The following is an 18,190-nucleotide window of genomic DNA, read 5'->3' on the forward strand; positions in this document are numbered from 1 at the left end:
ATCAAAAAAAGGTGCGTTCAACGCACCTTTTTACATTCAATCAATATTCCTAAACCATTCTATTTTGATGGTTTAAATTGAGACTTACGCATACGGCTTAATGACGCCATAACGTCAAGTAAACGAGGCTTCGCTAAATCACCCTGTGCAGGCATGTTTGCATGCCATTCACCAGACAGTATCTCAGTGAACTCTTTAGACGGGTTATCTGACCAACCAATTCCTTGTGCAAACTGGAACCAAGCCCAGCCGATTGCATTCACTTCAGATGATGACTCTAACTGCTCAAGGGCGGAAAGGTCAGTAAACTCTTTACCAAATCGAAGTGAATCTTTACCCTTCGCCGTCACGCGGAACTTACCATCAGTTAAGATATTCATTAGGCATGGACGGTTAAATGGGCGAGGGGTGAATGTTGCTAATTCTGTCTCACATTCATTCAAACGCTGTGATGGGTGCTGAGCAATAACTTGTTGTGCCTTTTCCGTTACATCAACCGCTTGGTAGTCATGCATTTGAATGACGGTATCAGCGACATCTAGGTAATCACCAGAACCACCCATAACGACTAATGTAGAAATGCCCATTTGATCTCGAAGCTGCCCGATACGATCAACTAAAGGAGTGATCGGTTCATCACCTTTAGATACAAGTGCTTGCATACGTTCATCACGGATCATGAAGTTAGTCGCTGAAGTATCTTCATCGATAAGAAGCGTTTGCACGCCAGCTTCAATTGATTCTTGTAACCAAGCCGCTTGTGATGTTGAACCAGAAGCATCTTGAGTACTAAAGTCAGACGTATCTTTACCCATAGGTAGGTGGTTAATGTAGTTCGACAAGTTTAGGTTATGAACACAACGACCATCTTCTGCGCGGATCTTCATAGCATCAATATTCGTTACAATACCTTCACGACCATCACCTGGGATATGGTTGTAAATAGAACGTTCAATAGCATTCAGTAACGTTGATTTACCGTGGAAGCCGCCACCTACAATCAGCGTTATACCTTTGGGAATACCTAATCCTGTTACCATTCCTTTGTTCGGTGTTTTTAGCGAAACACTCAAAGACTCAGGAGCAGTAAAAGGAACGGCATCTTTCATTGGAAAGTCACAGTTACCGGCAATACGGGGAAGAACACTGCCATTTGCTACAAATGCAGCAAGATTATTCGCTTCTAGTTGCTTGCGGAGTGATTCTTGATCTTCAATAGTTTCGCAGTGCTCAACTAAGGCATCAAAATCTAACTCACGCTCAAGTGTTGCGCGGCGGATAAACTTCGGCAGGTAAAAGGTAATGATGTTAATTGCCTTCTTAGCAAGAATACTACGACCGTCAGCGGGCAAGTTGATACGGAATCGAATTTCAATTCCATGTTCAGTGAAAACCACAGCTGTGTTGTCTAAAACAGTTTGACCAGTAAGTGCAATTGAAATGCTTGATTCTTGTTTTGCAAAATGGGCAAAGCTACGAGCAATAAAGTCACGAGCAGCAACTTGATAAGAGGGAGATTTACCTTGCAACCAATCTAACCCAGTTAAAGACCATGCTCGGGTTGCTCGGAAACGAGAAGCCGATGCAAATGGGTCACCTTGAATGTGATCAATATGAAGTTCAAAGTCAGCAAAGTCGTATTGACCTTTAATTTGTTGATATGCACGATAGTTTTGTTTTTCTAGCTTTTTCAGCTTTGCAGTCAACTGATCCATAACGAAGTGTGCCTTTTAAGGGGAAAGATAAAACAGAAAGGCGGCGATTATAAAAACCGCCACCTATAGAGTAAAGAGAAAGTCTGTTTAATTTGCTGAGTTAAGTGAAAAAACTAGGTTAAAGCGTATTGAGTAGACCCTAAGTAGTTTTGGTTGATCAAACTCTGCTCAAATTCTTGGCATGGCATAGGTTTACCGTAGAGGTAACCTTGTCCAACGTCGCAGCCTTCTTTGATAATGAATTGTTCCTGAAATTCAGACTCAATACCTTCGATAACGACTTTTAAATCTAGTTTCTTAGCGATTTGGATAATTGAGCGTACAATTTCAACATCATCAGTCGAGCTTTGCATTTGGTCAATAAAGCTTTTATCAATTTTGATGAAGTCGAAAGGGAATTTTTTCAAGTAACTGAACGAGGCATAGCCAGTCCCGAAATCATCAAGTGACAATGTCACTCCTATTTGATGCAATGAATCAAGGGTATTCTTTGCGACAACTTCATCGGCAATCAGCCCGCTTTCTGTTACTTCAAGTTCAAGGAAGTGTGGTGGCAAATGATACGTTTCCAGTAAGTGAATAACTTGATCGGCAAATTGTGCATTTTTAAGCTGTACCGCAGATACATTTACTGCCATCTTAAAGTTATCAACATACTCCGACCATTCTTTTGCTTTCTCTATCGCTGCTCGTAGCACAAAACTACCAACTTCAAAGATTAGTCCATTTTGTTCAGCCATATGAATTAAGGTTTCATTAGAGATATCACCAAGGACTGGATGACGCCACCTAAGCAGTGCCTCTGCACCAATCCATTTGTGCGTAACAGGGCAAACTTTTGGTTGGAAATACAACATTAAATCGTCGTTTCTAACCGCTTGTAGCAGATAACTTTCCAGCTTATTGATATGAGTTTGAGTTTCAGAATGAGATTGGGAGTAGTACGCGAATTTTTGACCTGAATCTTTACATGCAATCATCGCTTCACTGGCTTTTTGCAATATGGACTCTGCATCATCATCAATATTACTGGTCGCAATCCCTATGAATGCATGAAGGTGGACCTTATCGCTGTCGATCATAAACTCAGAATGACCAATTTCGACTAAATGGTTACATAACTCGTCTAGTCTATGCTGTAAATCTTTAACACTGAAGGCAATAGCTAAGTCTACCGAAGTTGGTCGCCCAATAATGACGTCCATATCATTGATACAGTCTAATCTTTCACGATACTCAACTAGAACCTTATCTAATGCTTTGTAACCGTAACGCGCTTGAATGCGACGTCCGTTGGTAAAACCAATATGAATCACAGCAAATGATTGCTCGGGGGCACGAACTTTGGAAAGAAGTTGGTGGTTAAGGTGTGCTTCAAAAGTATTCCGATTAAGAAAGCCTGTACCTAAATCATGACTTTTCTGATAATAAATCTTTTGCTCTGCAGCTTTTCGCTTATCTATTTCTTGGCTTAAAGAGTAATTTAAACTGGCAAGATCTTTTGTTCGGGTGTGGACACGACTCTTCAATTCTTTATTCATTTGTACCAGTTTGGCATGTTGGAATAATGTCGTTAACTGGGACTCAATTGATACGCGAAAGCTTTCGAGGAGCTTTATATAGGTGGGTGTATAATGATTTTCTTCACTGTCTAATATACAAATGGTGCCAAAGCTTTCACCGTTAGGCCACAGCAATGGAATTCCACAATACGAAATCATACCAAGTTGTATATCGGGGTTATTCGCCCATTCAGGGTCTTTCTGAGCATTCGGAATGGTTAAGATTTGTTGGCTGTTGATAACGGTTTCACAATACAGCCCATTGCCTAACGTTTCAGAATCACCAACATTATAGGGATTCCCTTCGGTTTTACTGGTGGAAAACACTTCAATCGACTCTGGATGAACCCTCATCACTAAAGCCGCAGGAACATCTGTTATCTGTGCCAGTAGGTCGACAATGTTTTGCCATCCAACTCTCATATTGTCTGGGATTTCTAAGTCTAAAGTATTAACTTTCTTCATATGAAATCATGTTCCTTATTTGAATGAACAACACATCCTGTGTTGTATGTATCGAATTTAAAAAACAATAAATATGACTTTTAACTAAGTATAAGTAAGCTTACGCAAAAAAGCCTTGGCAATTTTTCCAAGGCTTTAAAAGATAGAGCTTCATCTCACTATTGAGATTTGTTTTTCCTCAGGGAGTTAAGTTAATAAAACTCTCACTATTCAATCTTTTAGAGTAATCAACTAGTGGTATATCAAAGCCATTCAGTTGCAAAAATTCTTGTTTAAAACCTTCATAATCGCCAAGTTGTGTAAAATTATTGGAATCCATGTGGTTTAGAATCTCTGTAACTTCAGCTTGAGTCTCAGAGTTTAACTCCCAATCATCCATCCTCAATAAACGTTCCCCATCCAAAGGTACTAGTTTTTGCCCGTAGAGCTTAGTACTAAATAACCGTTGCATTTGCTGAATACAATTTTCATGCGTGCCTTGGCTTTTCATTACTTTATAGAGAGCAAGTAAGTAAGGACTAAGAGCTGGAATGAAAACACTGGCTTTAGTCACTAATGCTTTACAAACGGTAGCATAAGCATGCCCATCAAAGTTTGCGAGTTTGAGATTTAGAGAGTGACTGGTTTGGTGCAAATCAATTTTAGCGCGACCGAGAGTCCCATCAAGGTAAATAGGGTGAGTGATTTTAGGACCCATGTATGAGAAGGCAATGGTTTGACAGCCAGCAGCTATAGATTCAGCGTTAATTAATTCATCAATCCAGTTTTCCCAATCTTCGCCACCCATCACTTTTAGCGTTGATTCCGTTTCTTCATCGGTAGCTGGCTCAATGGTTGTTTCAGTCCAACTGTCGTTTTCTAATGAAATTGTTGCGCCAGTTACACTTTCACCGATAGGTTTGATCGCTGAACGCCAGAATTTATCTGACTCATCTTTTGATTCACCTTTAGGACGCACACCAGCAGCTAAGCTGTAGATGATTAGGTCGACTTCACCTTCGAAATAGGTCTCAATGGCTTCAATAACTCGGTCTCGAGTATCTTGAGAAAAAGCATCACCTACAATGTTAATAGCTTGACGATGTTCTTTTTCTGCTTCTTTTTTAAAGTAAATATTATTGTACCAGCCAGCACTGCCTAGAGATTTTTCATTAGGACCACGCTCAAAGGACACGCCAATAGTGTCAGTTTGAGCACCGCCAAATGTAAGGGCAATTCTTGATGCAAGTCCAAATCCTGAAGATGCACCGATAATAAGAACGCGTTTAGGTCCATTATTGATTTTCGGTGCACTTTTTACATAGTCAATTTGTTGCTTTACTGCTTGTTTACAACCAAGTGGGTGAGCAGTTTTTGCTACCACACCTTTGATAATGGGTTCTATCAGCATAAATAACCTTACATATATAGGTGATATGCATTTAGGTTAACGTAAAGCTATGTAAAATTTATTGAGCTAGACCATTAAAAACTAAAGATACTGATATAATTCCGATGCAACGAATTCAGCGATCCAAGGTTGAGCTTCTGGTTTTGGATGCAGGCCATCATTCATCATCCACTCTGGTTTTAGAATTATGTGCTCAAGAAAGAAGGACAATAAGGGAACTTTATGTTGTTCTGAAGTCGAAGTAAAAACAGATTCAAATTGTTGGTTGTAGCGTTTGCCGTAATTAGGTGGAATTCGAATTTGCATCATGACAGGTGTCGCACCAGAAGCTTTTACTTGTTCAATGATGCTTTGTAAGTTTGAAGACATTAGCTTAGGAGGGAATCCTCTTAAACCATCATTTGCACCTAGCTCAATTAAGACAGTGTCTGGTGTATGTTCTTTTAATAGTTGAGGCAAACGAGCTAAGCCGTTTCCTGTTGTATCACCAGAGATACTGCCATTAATTACTTTTATTGATTTATCATGTTCTAGTAAAGCAGCCGGTAATAAGCTTGGCCAGCTTTGCTTTATATCCATATTGTAGCCAGCACTTAAGCTGTCACCTAGGATAAGTAACGTATTAGTCTGCGCCAGAGACGTAGCGGAAAATAAGAAAAATAATAGAAAGGAAATTAGTCTAGTCATGCACACATCCATAATTAAAGCTGAAGCTGTTTCAAAGACAGTGTCTACTAATCAAGAACATTTAACAATCTTAGAGAAGATCAATATTGATATTCTAGAAGGAGAAACGGTTGCTATCGTCGGAACTTCCGGAGCCGGTAAATCAACATTAATGACGTTGCTTGCAGGGCTAGATATTCCAACTTCAGGTGAAATAAGCTTACTTGGTCAGCCGCTTTCACAACTTGACGATGAAGCAAGAGCCAAAATCCGAAGTGAATCGGTTGGATTTGTTTTCCAAAGTTTTTTATTGATCCCGAGCTTATCTGCATTACAGAATGTTACCTTGCCTTGTCTATTGAAAGGTGAAGATGAAGATATTGAACGTGCGACTGCACTTCTAGAATCGGTTGGTCTTAAAGATAGGGTGGATCACCTTCCTTCTCAACTCTCTGGTGGCGAGCAGCAAAGAGTCGCTTTGGCAAGAGCCTTCATGATTAAGCCTAAGATCCTGTTTGCTGATGAACCCACGGGGAATTTAGATCAACAAACCGCCGCAAAAATTGTCGAGTTACTTTTTGAATTGAATGCTCACCACGGCACGACTTTAGTCTTGGTTACACATGACCCTAAATTAGCAGAGCGTTGCCAACGAACTTTAAAAATGCATTCAGGCAATATAGAGGAGGTGTAACGTGAGCTCATCTCAAGGACTTAACACGCGGTTGTTTTCATGGAGTATTGAAGAAATCCGCCATGGTCAATTATGGCCGGTATCAATAGCGTTAACTCTAATTATTGCATGTGTATTTGCATTATCTGCACTTGCAGAGCGAATGGAACAAGTGATCGTCAAGCAGGGGAAAGATGCATTAACAGCTGATAGTGTATTTGTGTCTGCAAACCCTATCCCAGATCAGCTTTTAGATCTCACTCAAGTTAATCAACTCGAAAACTCTCAACTGACGCGCTTTTCTACTATGGCGTTTAGTGACAATGGTATGCAGCTGGTAACGGTAAAAGCCGTTGATAGCTCTTATCCATTGCGCGGTGAGATGCTTCTGGAGTCGAGCAGTGAACAAACTAATAAAGTGGAAGCAGGGGAGCTTTGGCTTGATGAACGTATATTTTCCCAATTAGACGTTAATATTGGTGACATTGTCACTATTGGCGATGCGGATTTAGCTATTTCTGGCCGTATTGCACAAGAACCAGGTCTGAGTTTCAACCCATTCCAGCAAATGCCCTCTGTTCTTATTCACAGCTCTGATATTGAGAAAACCGGAGCGATTCAGCCAGGCAGCCGTGTACGATTTAGCTTATTTTTGAATGGTGATGAGTCGACGCTTAAAAATATTCAGGAGCAAATTGAATTAACCCCGAGTGATCGATGGCGCACGCAAGATACAGCAAGCCGTACGAATGAAATGTTTGAAAGTACAACTCAGTACTTATCTCTAACCGTTGCTATCGTTGTGATCATGGCGGCGACTACTTTAGTTCTAACATGCCAGCACTATGTAGCAAGTCGTAAAAAAACCATTGCCATGTTGAAAAGCTTAGGAGCGAGTAAGCAGTGGATTATTAAATGGCTTTCTGTCCAAGTTTCTTTGCTGGTTGCCATTGCTGCAATTCTTGGTGTTGGAATTGGTATTGGACTTGAAACACTGCTTAGAATTCCCCTAGGTGACTTACTGCCAAGCCCTCTACCTAGTTATGGATTTGAACCGGCTTTACTTGCGATCTTGTCGAGTATTCTTATTGGTATTCCTGCTCTTGGAATTCCGTTGTTCGGTTTAGTTAACACGTCAGCTATAAGTGTTATCCAGTCTGGACACCAATCAAAAGAGGGGATGAAAAAGTACCTTCTATTACTTGTTCCAATTCTGCCGATGCTTGGTATGTATGGTAGTAATTCATTGGTGTGGATTGTATTAGCTGGGATTGCTGTTCTATTTTTGCTTTTAGCTTTTGTCAGCATGGGAGTTTTAAAAGTGCTCTCGAAATTGCCTGTCTCGACAGCAATGAGATTGGCGCTTAGTCGCATAAATCGAACACCTTTAGCTACGGGCATACAGTTTGGTTCGCTTGCTTTGTCTCTAATGTTGCTTTCTATTATTTGGCTTGTAAGAAGTGACTTACTTTCCGATTGGCAGCAAACTCTACCTGAAAACGCTCCTAATGCTTTTGCTTTGAATATTGCGGACTATGAAAAAGATGAATATTTAGAGGTTTTAGATACGAATAGCATTGAACGTTCGCAAGCTTTCCCAATCATTCGTGGTCGTTTAGCCAATATTAATGGTGTGGAAGCAAAAGAATATGTAAAGGACTCTGAGCAAACCGACGCTTTAAGTCGAGAGTTGAACTTCACTTGGGGTGAAACGTTACCGGAATATAACGATGTAATCGAAGGTCAATGGACGCAAGAAAATGGTGTTTCTATAGAATCTGAAGTTGCAAGTGAACTGGGGTTAGAAATAGGGGACACGTTAACATTTACGATTAATAGTCAAACGTTTGAGGCTGACGTGAACTCTATACGTAAAGTTGAATGGCGAGAAATGAAGCCCAATTTTTACTTTATATTTACTCCTGATGTTTTAAGCTCCATCCCATCTACTTGGTTGGTGAGTTTTAGATTAGAAGATACGCATAATGTAATGCTCAGCGACTTATCAAGAAATCATCCAACCGTCAGTTTAATGGATATTCGTAAAATGGGTTCGAAGATCCAACAATTACTGCAGCAAATCGTATGGTCGATTACTGTGTTGGCTGCATTGGGTGTTGTTGCGGGCTTATTACTTATATTTACCTTACTTCGATTGAGTCTTTCTCAACGTCAGCAAGAAATCCGTTTATATCGAACTTTAGGCGCGAGTAAAAAGCGTATTTTGAATACTATCTGGTGCGAATATGGAGTAATGGCTCTAGTGGCGGGTGGTATTGCAGCATTAGGTGCAGAACTTAGCGTGGCAGGGGTTATGAATTTTGGTTTTGAACTATCACCAAATGCTCATCCTATGCTGTGGGTAGTTTTGCCAGCTTTAACATTTATTACGTTAGCAGGTGTTGTTAATAGTTTAATAAAACGACTGTTAGTCCCTGTTAATAAAGACTTTGGTTAATATGTAAATAATCTTATCAACAGTTATCCACAAAAACGGTGGATAACTTTAGGGATAAGTTAATCGGGTATTCCATCAACTTACACTGCAGGCTTTATGTGGCGCTACTTCCGGCTTTTATTGTCAATTTAGCGCCCTTAAAACCGAGTTGTTGGGGAAATGAGTCAAGAAAAAATTCACTTTTTATATGCTGTTTTTATAGTCGAAAGCTAAGACCTTGATAAAAATGTGATTTAAATCATTTCAATTCGAAAGTAGAATAACGGCAGTTAATTTTGCCTTAAAGAACATGATGACTGACAACAATACGGATAAAGTTCCACCTTCGATTGCCATCGTAGGTGGAGGGATTGCTGGAACAACAAGTGCTATTCATTTTAGTGAGCTGGGATATAACGTCACTATCTTGGAAAAAGGGCCAAGCTTGGTAAATGGACCTCCTATTTGTCACCTTCATGCTGGTGGGAATTTATATAGGGACATTTCACAAGAGCAGTGTTTGACTCTATTGAAGCAATCAATCGAAACTATCCGGTTGTTTCCCCATTCTTTGAATATTCGTCCAACCATTATTGCCGTGCCGCATTCTGATGGCGGGAATCCTGACGATCTTCTTCCTCGCCTTAATGTCATTCAAGAATCATACAGAGCTCTTATCGAAAAAGATGAGAACAATCGTGTTCTGGGATCTCCTGACGACTATTTTAAACTGTACGATAAGAAGCAGTTACAGGCTTTAGCGTTACGCTCTCAACCTGAATCCCCAACTACGCTCGACGAGTGGTGTATTCCGTTCGCTAAGCACAGTAATCTTGAGACTCTTAAGTTTCCGGTAGTCATTGTTCAAGAGTATGGATTAAGTGTCTTTAGGCTTTCTGCTACAGCTCAACTTTCTTTAGAAAAACAGCCTAATTGCAAAGTGCTAACCAATAGCCAATTACTTTCTGTCGATAAAGTCGAACCAACCATTAAGTCGTCTAGCGAGTTGAAGATAGGTGAACTAGGTAAGTGGAAGCTGAATTATTTAGATGATGAGAAAGCCCTAAGATCTTTCCAAGTGGATTACTTAATCAATGCCAGTGGTTTTGAAACTGGTGTGGTTGATGATTTTATTGGCTCTCAGCAGCAGAGGCTCGTGGAGTTTAAAGCGGCTTATATTACGAAATGGGAACAATGCGCAGAAGAATGGCCAGAAGTTATCTTTCATGGTCCGAGAGGTACACCACAAGGAATGGCTCAACTGACACCATATGCTGATGGCGTGTTTCAGTTACATGGAATGACAGAAGGAATTACCTTGTTTAAAGATGGGCTAGTGTCATCTTCGAGCGATTCTTCACAACCGAAGCTGCCCACTCGTTTGCTCAAGAAAATCACATCGGGTTGGACTGAAGAACAACTTAAAGAAAGAACTGAAGCAGCTATCTCTCATATGTCTCAGTTCATTCCAACATTTTCAGATGCATTAGTAGGCGGCAAGCCATTATTTGGCGCTCAGCAAATACCGGGGTCAGACCCTAGTTTAAGAGCCGCAGGCGTATCTTTCAGTGGTGATAATTACGCACGCTTAGAGGTGGTTAAAGCTTCATCAACCCTAGAAGCTGCGCAGAAAATTGCAATGCATTGGTTTAAGTTACCAATCAGGTCGGATATTGAAACCGCACACCCTAAAACAATGTCGCTAAATCTGACAAATGTTGAAAAGAAAGCTGTGCAACTAACTCAGGAAAGGGACTATCCAGCAGCCTTGGCTATTGTGACTGGTGAAGTTCGTTGAACTCGGTTCATTTAGCTTTTCGAGTTTATTAGTAGACTTCACTTCTAATTAAAAAACGAGCCTAAAGAGGCTCGTTTTTTGTATCGATAACTTTTTATCCATAAGTAAATAGATAATGTTTTTGCAACGATAGCCTAACGGTTAGAGGAATACTTAGTATCCAAAGAATTTAGCCCATTGACACCATACATCTTGAAGCCCTAGCCGGTCACCTTTAACAAATGAAATAGAATGCCCCGGTTTTGCTTGAGCAAGCCTTGGCAAGTCTATTCGTGCAATGCATCCAAATTTGGGGTACCCACCAATGGTTTGCCTGTCATTTAACAAAATAATAGGTTGGCCATCTTGTGGTATTTGAATCGAACCGAGGGCTATACCTTCTGAAAGCATATCAATTTTGGGTGACTCAATGATATTTCCCTGTAACCTGTATCCCATACGATTGGAGTTTTGATCAACTGTAAACTCTTGGCTATAAAAAGCCTGCTTAGCTTCTTCAGAGAAGTACTGGTTTTGATAACCCTCAATCACTCTTAAAGTAACGGGTAAATTGTAATTAGGTTTAAAGCGAAAAGTTAATGACCGTGACTTATAGGTCTCCGGTATGACATGTCTATCGAAACTTAATACTAAATTTTCTTCACAAGGCGCGCCGTTATTGACGCCTCCAATATTTTCGCGAACGACTGTTGAGCTGCTTCCTAGAGTTAATGGCATATTAAAGCCACCTTTTACGGCTAGATAAGCTCTTAAGCCATTCTTGGGTAAACCAAAAGACAGTATTTGCCCTTTTCTTGCAATGAAAGTACTCCAATTGATTAGTGCAGTACCATCCAACTTTGCATCTAAATCGCCGCCGCAAATGGCAAGCTCGCAATCTTCATCGACCTTTAACTTTACTTGTCCTAACGTAATTTCAATCACAGACTGATTAACAGGGTTGGAAAGTAAATGATTTGCCCAGCTGTAAGCATAATCATCAACAGATCCACCTTGGGTGAGTCCTAAATGGCTGGTGCCAAAACGCCCAAAATCTTGGATTAGGGTCATTTGCCCCGGCTTAATGATAGTTAATGAAGAAGTCGACATTTATAACAAGCCTCCAAGAGAGAGGAAATCATCACGTGATACCGCTTTGAATTTAACTCGGGACCCAATTTTCAACTTAGAAATTGAATCAATATTTTTGAAGCTGTCTTCACTATTTAGGTGATTCAATTTATCTAATTCAAATAATGGAATCGGGCAGTTCCCGATAATGTTCCAACCACCTGGCGAGTCACTTGGATAAACAGCAGTTTTGGTATTGGCAATTGCGACACTGCCTTTTGCAACCGATACTCTCGGAGTATTATGCCTTGGCATGGTGAGTTCGACAGGAACATCAGATAAAAACCCAAACCCCGGAGCAAAGCCAATAGCACTTACTGTATATTCAGGTTGTGTATGAAGCTTGATGAGTTCATCTAAAGAAATCCCATTCTGCTCAAACCGCTCAATATCTATACCTGTTTCATGTGCGTAATAAACGGGTAAGGTAATTAGCTCGGAAGGTGTATTGGACAAACCTATTTGTTCTGCACTTTTAATTACCTCAGTCAATTTAAGAATGAATTCTGATTCAGAAATACGATAAGGAAGGTAGTCGACCAATATTGAGTAATAGGCTGGCGTGACATTCATGATAACGTCGGAAAAGTGAAAACGAATCGCATCAGAAATATGACCAACTCTTTGTTCTGTTTCGGTTGTCTTTGAATTGATTGAAAAGGTAACCAACAAACTGCATTCAGCAATTGGCTCAATTTTAAAACTGGGTTGAATCATATCATCCACCAAATTGACATTACGTAATCGAGAGTCGTATTATTTATTCATTGTGTTGGAATGTAACTCTTGGTTGATTTTTTTAATTAATGCAATGGATTGAGGGTTATCACCATGAACACAAATTGTATCGGCTTCTAGATGAAGGCGTTCTCCATCTATTGTAGTAACACTTCCATAATTCATCAGCTGCATCACTTGGTTATAGATATCATCACTGTGATTGTACACAGAGCCTGATAGAGTTCGAGCAGCCAGTCGACCATTACTGGTATAGGCTCTATCCGCAAAGGCTTCAAACAACAAAGGCAAATCATGTTTGTCGGCTATATCTAAATAGCGCTGATTATCTAAAGATGAGAGGATCATAAGCGGAACTTGAAAGTCAGATACTGCATCCGCGATGGCTTCAAAAACTTCTAAATTGTCCATCATATCATTGTACAAAGCACCATGAGGCTTCACGTATTTGATTGACGTTCCATGAAATCGACATAATGCTTCTAAAGCGCCAACTTGATATGAAATTAATTCAGAGATTTCAGCTGGAGTATGAGAAATAGATCGTCGACCAAACCCAATAAGATCCTGATAACCTGGATGTGCCCCAATCTGAGTATTGTAGTGCTGTGCCAGTTTTATGGTCCGAGACATAACATGAGGATCAGACGCATGGAAGCCACAAGCAATATTCGCCATATCTACCCATTCCATGACAAGTTCGTCATCTCCCATTTTCCAATGTCCGAAACTCTCTCCCATGTCACAATTAAGTAATATCTTTGTTGTCACTTGTTCTCAATCCATTAATTTACTTTATTTAAGACACTCTAATAAATAGCTGTATTAAACAGTGAGCTAAATCAAATTTTTCAACTTCAAGGTTTACCAGAACGCTTTTCTGTATATAGTCACCAGCAAACGAAGGATCAACGCCTATCTTCATCTCAGGTCATACAATGAAACATTCATCTATATACGCAGCTCTAGCATTATTGCCTTCATTTTCTCTCTATGCTCAGGGGAATTCACTTGAGCATTTAATGTCGATGAGTCTTGAAGAGTTATCAATGTTAGATGTCGAGATGGAGACGGCGTCTAAAGTTAAGCAAAAGCTAACGGATATTCCATCTTCTGTGTATGTTTTATCAAACGAACGAATCCAAAGAAGCGGCGCAAAAACAATTGCTGAAGCTCTGGTACTCGTACCTGGTTTGAAAGTAACAAAGTTTAATGAAACATCATGGTTTGTTTCAACTCGTGGTTTCCACGATGGTTTGTACAATAAAATACTCGTGATGATAGATGGTCGAAGCCTATTTAGCCCTGTATATGGTGGTACATATTGGACTGATGTTGACTATATTCTGGCTGATATTGAAAGAATAGAGATACTTAAAGGACCAGGTGGCACTATTTGGGGGGGGAATGCTGCAAATGGCGTAGTGAACATCATCACTAAATCCTCAGAAGCTACTCAAGGTACTTATGTATCAGCGGTTGCGTCGGCTAATGACAATTACGAATTTAGTGTTAGGCAAGGTTTAAAGTTTAATGAGTATCTTTATGGGCGCGCTTTTTATAAGTATAAGGAAGAGTCTTCTTACCAGCCGAATTCATCAGATAATGAAATTTGGAAGGCTCAATCTGCCGGCATGGTTTTTGAGCCGATTGATGCTGATAAGAACTGGTCTTTGAGGTTTGGGGGAGAGAAAAGCGCTTACCGAACAAGCTTATATACCTATTATTATGATGATCAAGGTTGGTACGATTATTCATCGAAAGACTTTGATAATGACAGCCATTCGTTTTATGCCAAGTTTAACGATTATCAGGATATTAGCTCACAAACAGTTTTGTCCTATTCATTATGGGGTGAGCATAATAAAGATAATGCCCTTGATGCCCCCGGCAGCTATTCTACGGTAGATTTCGATTCCACTCTTATCACACAATTATCCGACCGCCATCAACTGACTTTCGGTGGTGGTATTCGTTACATGCACCTGGATTTTTCTTCTAGCCAAATTGATGATGTTGATTTTTACAATGTTGATTACTATCGACGAGCATATGATATCGAATCGGCTAATGACTATATCACTAATATTTTTATCCAGTCTCAATTAGCTTGGAATGAACGCCTGTCTACGGTGATGGGGGTTAAACTTGAGCACTTTACGCAGAATTCTACGACAGAATTATCTCCCCAGTTACGGGTGATGTACAAAATAGATGAAAAGCACTCTTTATGGAGCGGTGTGAGCCGAGCCGTCGTTGCGCCTTCGTACATGGATTCAAACTCGGTCTACTTAGAAAACTCATATTACTATGATGAGAACCAAGGGTACGTCGATTACATCGCTTATTATGGTCAGAATAACGACTTAGATAACGAAAATGTGATTACTACGGAAATAGGATACCGCTTCTCGAGTGGAGATCGGTTAGAGGTTGATAGTACTGCTTTTTATAGTATTCACGATAATGTTCGCCAGCACAGTTTACAACAGTCTGGCAACCAAGCTCCTCATGTCATCAACGGCGTATTAACTGATGATTATGAAGCTAAAACGTATGGTATTGAAATTGGTGCTTCATATAAAATAACTGAAAATTTAAAGAGTTACTTCAGCTACTCTTATTTGTCTGTTGAAGGGGATCATAAGGGTACTAACCCAGATTCAAGTCAATATTCTGAATCGACGCATGATATAGATAGTGAGCATTTAGCGACGGCTCAAGTTTTGTGGAATGTTTATGAGGGCTTCCAGTTTGATGTTGTTGGTAAATATATGAACGTCAATTACCCAGATCACTACGTTTCTTACACTGGTGAAACTTTTGATTGGCAATCGTATTCTCATGAACTGGCATTTGACGCAAGGTTAGGTTGGAAGAAATCCAATAAAGCGCCTTTATTCGAAGTCGTAGTAGAAAATATAGGTAAAAAAAGCGGTTATCAAACAGATTACTCAACATATAAAGAAGCGAATCAAGAATCCGTATATGTAAGGGTGTCTCATGRATTTTAAGAGAGTTGTTTTTACATTAATATTATTGGTGATAACACATATTTGTTCCTTAAAGGCGTACGCGGCTAGTTTTAAGCCATATCAAGTTAAGGCAGTATATGTATTTCGAATGGCTAGCTTTATACGTTGGACGAACGAATCAGAAATGAAATCTCTTAATTTTTGCATCATTGGCGATGACAAAGTTAAGCGGGTTCTTAGTACAATCACTGAAGGTAAAGTAATCCGTGAACTGCCAATAACAGTTACATCAAAGATGAATGAAGAGTGCAACGTCACATATGTCACAGGGTATATCTCCACATTTGATCGAAAAAAATATACCACACCATCGAATGTGACAATTAGTGACCAGAAGAACTTCACGAAGCAAGGAGGCGTTATTGAGCTACAAACTGTGAACAGTCAGATCAAACCAAAGATAAATTTAGATAACGTTCAATTAGATGATTATACTATTGGTTCAAACTTATTGCGCATCGCAACTATGGAGGGCAAATGATGTTGTCATCCATGAAAAACCTGTCGATAAAAAATAAACTTTTTTTACCGATAATTTTATTTATCAGTGCTACTTTTATCACGATTCAATGGGTCAGTTACACTGTCACTTACGAGCGGGAAAGAGACAATTTAGTACAGCGTGTAAAGGTTTTAGCGAAAGGCGTCGCCTTTAATCTTCAAGCTGCAATCCTCTTTGATGATAAAGAATCAGCCAACGAAATTCTGTCTGCTTTTAGTGCTGATAGAGACATTGTACGTGTGAAGTTGTTTGATACAGAACCACAACTGTTTGCTATGTACCAGCAGCAAGACCGAATCCCACCAGTACCGAATGAACAACAGCGTATTGAGATAAGGCAAAAACAGTTCTCTATCTCAGAGCAATATATCTTTTTATTAGTTCCTGTTGTTTTAGAGCAAGAAGTCATTGCACATCTACGAGTCACCATCTCAAAGCAAAGTTTTGAAAATATATTTCTTATAACATTAAAGACTGCTGGTATTTATTTAATCTTACTTCTGGTCCTTGGAACTATCCTATATAAGATTATTCAACGCTTTATCATTGAACCTTTATTCAACTTAAATGAAGGTATGCAAGCCTTTGTTGAGAGGCGTGAACGTACTAAAAAAATCACTTTAAATAGCAATGATGAAATTGGTGACTTAGTTCATGCCTTTAATACCATGTTAGAGCGTCTTGGTCAGCGGGAGAAACAAGTCAACTTTACATTAGATAAGCTTGAACAAGAGAAGTCATTCGCGAATGAAGTGATTGAGACCGTTCAACACTCCCTTATCGTCGTAAACGAAGATGGTGAGATAATTCACTCGAATGCCGCGACAATGGAAATATTTCGATGTACTTCAGCGTATCTAGAAGGCTTAACCATTAAAGAACTGATAGTAACGAAACAATCTGATTTACTTCAATCGGCAATTGATTCAAACCTTGTTTTAAACGATCAACTCATTGAATCAATCGATGTATTTAGCAGTAAACAACTTTTGCAGGTCAGTAGTCGTGAGCTTTCTAAACAAGGCCAAACGTTATTTGCCATTCAAGATGTTACAGAGATCGAATCTGCAATGAATAGGCAGAAACTTGCAGCTGGAGTCTTTGAAAATAGCCAGGATGGATTAGTTGTTTTGAATGCTTCGAATGAAATTACAATGGTAAACCCTGCTGTAACCACTTTACTTGGTTACGAAGCAAGTGTGCTTTTAGGAAAATCACCTTTTGAAGTTCTTCCTTGGCAACAGTTCACTTCTTTGATGCCAACGATTATAGAATCATTAGAAAATTATGGACAGTGGCAGGGAGAGGTTTGGGAAAAACATAGTTCAGGTAATTTAGTACCTATGTTTGTCAAAATTAACCGAATTGTTTCCAATCAACAACGTGGTGAGTTTGATATGGTGCTGACCTTATCTGACCTATCAAATGTGAAAGAGATGGAGCGACTTGAGCATCTCGCCCACCATGATGCACTTACAGGGCTTGCAAATCGTTCTCACCTGTATAAAACGCTAGATGAAGTCGTTTCTTCAAGCCAATATTCAGATAATCATTTCGCGGTACTTTATCTAGATTTAGATGGGTTTAAGGAAGTAAATGATACTTATGGACACGATGCTGGAGATGAAATGCTAAGACAAGTTGCCAGTCGATTGTTATCTCAAGTGAGATCTGGGGATCTAGTTGCTCGTTTATCTGGCGATGAATTTGTTTTAATCATTAAATCTACAAACAAAGAAATGATGTCGGCACTGGCTGAACGATTATTAATATTAATCACAGAAGAGGTTATGTATAAAGGTCGCTCATTAAAAGTAGGGGCAAGTATTGGTATTAACTTAGTTGAAGATGACGAAAGAGATCTCGATCTAATACTCAAAGCTGCAGATCAGGCTATGTATCAGGCAAAGAGTAAAGGGAAGGGGTGCTTTGTTTATTCTCAGTAAATCAAATGGTTATTGGTATTTATCTTAAACGTTAGCTTTATTATATAGCCGAATCTTTACACATAACCTGAACTGATTTTATCTTGGAATAAACGTAGTTTTTTATAATTTTCACAGAGTTAATACTGTGAATTGTATAAGTCTATAGCTCAT

13 protein-coding genes are annotated in these 18,190 nt (G+C 39.5%); 6 read left to right on the top strand and 7 right to left on the bottom strand.

Annotated elements, in window-relative coordinates; genetic code table 11:
- Nucleotides 1–59: 59 nt before the first annotated feature.
- From L4C37_RS15230 to L4C37_RS15245, 4 genes are all read right to left on the bottom strand, one after another.
- Nucleotides 60–1,715 carry a P-loop domain-containing protein gene (locus L4C37_RS15230; protein ID WP_429769079.1) on the bottom strand — a complete coding sequence of 552 codons (1,656 nt, stop codon included), beginning with the start codon at nt 1,713–1,715 and terminating at the stop codon, nt 60–62.
- Between the two features lie 113 nt (nt 1,716–1,828).
- Complete coding sequence (locus L4C37_RS15235) at nt 1,829–3,742, bottom strand: sensor domain-containing phosphodiesterase (protein ID WP_137374208.1); 1,914 nt, start codon at nt 3,740–3,742, stop codon at nt 1,829–1,831.
- A gap of 178 nt (nt 3,743–3,920) precedes the next feature.
- Entirely contained in the window at nt 3,921–5,132 is a 1,212-nt protein-coding gene (gene fabV / locus L4C37_RS15240) for an enoyl-ACP reductase FabV (RefSeq protein WP_429769080.1), read from the bottom strand.
- A gap of 81 nt (nt 5,133–5,213) precedes the next feature.
- Nucleotides 5,214–5,819 (bottom strand): arylesterase, encoded by a 606-nt coding sequence (locus L4C37_RS15245; RefSeq protein WP_429769081.1) that lies wholly within the window; start codon nt 5,817–5,819, stop codon nt 5,214–5,216.
- On the opposite strand from L4C37_RS15245, the gene L4C37_RS15250 reads away from it, so the two are divergent.
- The 3 genes from L4C37_RS15250 to L4C37_RS15260 all read left to right on the top strand — a co-directional run bounded on the left by L4C37_RS15250 (nt 5,818) and on the right by L4C37_RS15260 (nt 10,706).
- The gene (locus tag L4C37_RS15250) at nt 5,818–6,492 is read left to right on the top strand and encodes an ABC transporter ATP-binding protein (protein WP_429769082.1); all 675 of its coding nucleotides are present in this window, start codon (nt 5,818–5,820) and stop codon (nt 6,490–6,492) included. The two genes, L4C37_RS15245 and L4C37_RS15250, sit on opposite strands and share 2 nt — an antisense overlap.
- Before the next feature lies 1 nt (nt 6,493).
- Nucleotides 6,494–8,929 carry an ABC transporter permease gene (locus L4C37_RS15255; protein WP_429769083.1) on the top strand — a complete coding sequence of 812 codons (2,436 nt, stop codon included), beginning with the start codon at nt 6,494–6,496 and terminating at the stop codon, nt 8,927–8,929.
- 292 nt (nt 8,930–9,221) lie between these two features.
- Nucleotides 9,222–10,706, top strand: coding sequence for an FAD-dependent oxidoreductase (locus L4C37_RS15260; RefSeq protein WP_429769084.1), 1,485 nt, complete (start codon nt 9,222–9,224; stop codon nt 10,704–10,706).
- Nucleotides 10,707–10,859: 153 nt separating this feature from the next.
- Here L4C37_RS15260 and L4C37_RS15265 read toward each other — a convergent pair whose 3' ends face one another.
- The 3 genes from L4C37_RS15265 to L4C37_RS15275 are packed head-to-tail and all read right to left on the bottom strand — an operon-like array spanning nt 10,860 to nt 13,325.
- A complete protein-coding gene (locus tag L4C37_RS15265; RefSeq protein WP_429769085.1) occupies nt 10,860–11,795 on the bottom strand; it encodes a 5-oxoprolinase subunit C family protein in 936 nt (311 codons plus the stop codon).
- On the bottom strand, nt 11,796–12,533 hold the full coding sequence (locus tag L4C37_RS15270; protein ID WP_429769086.1) for a 5-oxoprolinase subunit B family protein: 738 nt from the start codon (nt 12,531–12,533) through the stop codon (nt 11,796–11,798). It lies immediately after the preceding gene.
- Nucleotides 12,534–12,572: 39 nt separating this feature from the next.
- The gene (locus L4C37_RS15275; protein WP_429769087.1) at nt 12,573–13,325 is read right to left on the bottom strand and encodes a 5-oxoprolinase subunit PxpA; all 753 of its coding nucleotides are present in this window, start codon (nt 13,323–13,325) and stop codon (nt 12,573–12,575) included.
- Nucleotides 13,326–13,492: 167 nt separating this feature from the next.
- Between L4C37_RS15275 and L4C37_RS15280 the strand changes: the two genes are divergently transcribed.
- The 3 genes from L4C37_RS15280 to L4C37_RS15290 are packed head-to-tail and all read left to right on the top strand — an operon-like array spanning nt 13,493 to nt 18,037.
- Nucleotides 13,493–15,568, top strand: coding sequence for a TonB-dependent receptor (locus L4C37_RS15280; RefSeq protein ID WP_429769088.1), 2,076 nt, complete (start codon nt 13,493–13,495; stop codon nt 15,566–15,568).
- Nucleotides 15,558–16,070 carry a YfiR family protein gene (locus tag L4C37_RS15285; protein WP_429769089.1) on the top strand — a complete coding sequence of 171 codons (513 nt, stop codon included), beginning with the start codon at nt 15,558–15,560 and terminating at the stop codon, nt 16,068–16,070. The genes L4C37_RS15280 and L4C37_RS15285 overlap by 11 nt, the downstream gene beginning before the upstream one ends.
- Nucleotides 16,070–18,037 (top strand): sensor domain-containing diguanylate cyclase, encoded by a 1,968-nt coding sequence (locus tag L4C37_RS15290; RefSeq protein WP_429769105.1) that lies wholly within the window; start codon nt 16,070–16,072, stop codon nt 18,035–18,037. The genes L4C37_RS15285 and L4C37_RS15290 overlap by 1 nt, the downstream gene beginning before the upstream one ends.
- Nucleotides 18,038–18,190 lie beyond the last annotated feature (153 nt).

It is taken from the genome of Vibrio kagoshimensis, assembly GCF_050337535.1.
GTDB classification, from domain to species: domain Bacteria; phylum Pseudomonadota; class Gammaproteobacteria; order Enterobacterales; family Vibrionaceae; genus Vibrio; species Vibrio gallaecicus.

Coding starts and splice junctions, on each gene's coding strand:
- L4C37_RS15265 (WP_429769085.1), bottom strand. CDS start 11,795: ATGTCGACTTCTTCATTAACTATCATTAAGCCGGGGCAAATGACCCTA.
- L4C37_RS15235 (WP_137374208.1), bottom strand. CDS start 3,742: ATGAAGAAAGTTAATACTTTAGACTTAGAAATCCCAGACAATATGAGA.
- L4C37_RS15260 (WP_429769084.1), top strand. CDS start 9,222: ATGACTGACAACAATACGGATAAAGTTCCACCTTCGATTGCCATCGTA.
- fabV (WP_429769080.1), bottom strand. CDS start 5,132: ATGCTGATAGAACCCATTATCAAAGGTGTGGTAGCAAAAACTGCTCAC.
- L4C37_RS15250 (WP_429769082.1), top strand. CDS start 5,818: ATGCACACATCCATAATTAAAGCTGAAGCTGTTTCAAAGACAGTGTCT.
- L4C37_RS15270 (WP_429769086.1), bottom strand. CDS start 12,533: ATGATTCAACCCAGTTTTAAAATTGAGCCAATTGCTGAATGCAGTTTG.
- L4C37_RS15290 (WP_429769105.1), top strand. CDS start 16,070: ATGTTGTCATCCATGAAAAACCTGTCGATAAAAAATAAACTTTTTTTA.
- L4C37_RS15230 (WP_429769079.1), bottom strand. CDS start 1,715: ATGGATCAGTTGACTGCAAAGCTGAAAAAGCTAGAAAAACAAAACTAT.
- L4C37_RS15245 (WP_429769081.1), bottom strand. CDS start 5,819: ATGACTAGACTAATTTCCTTTCTATTATTTTTCTTATTTTCCGCTACG.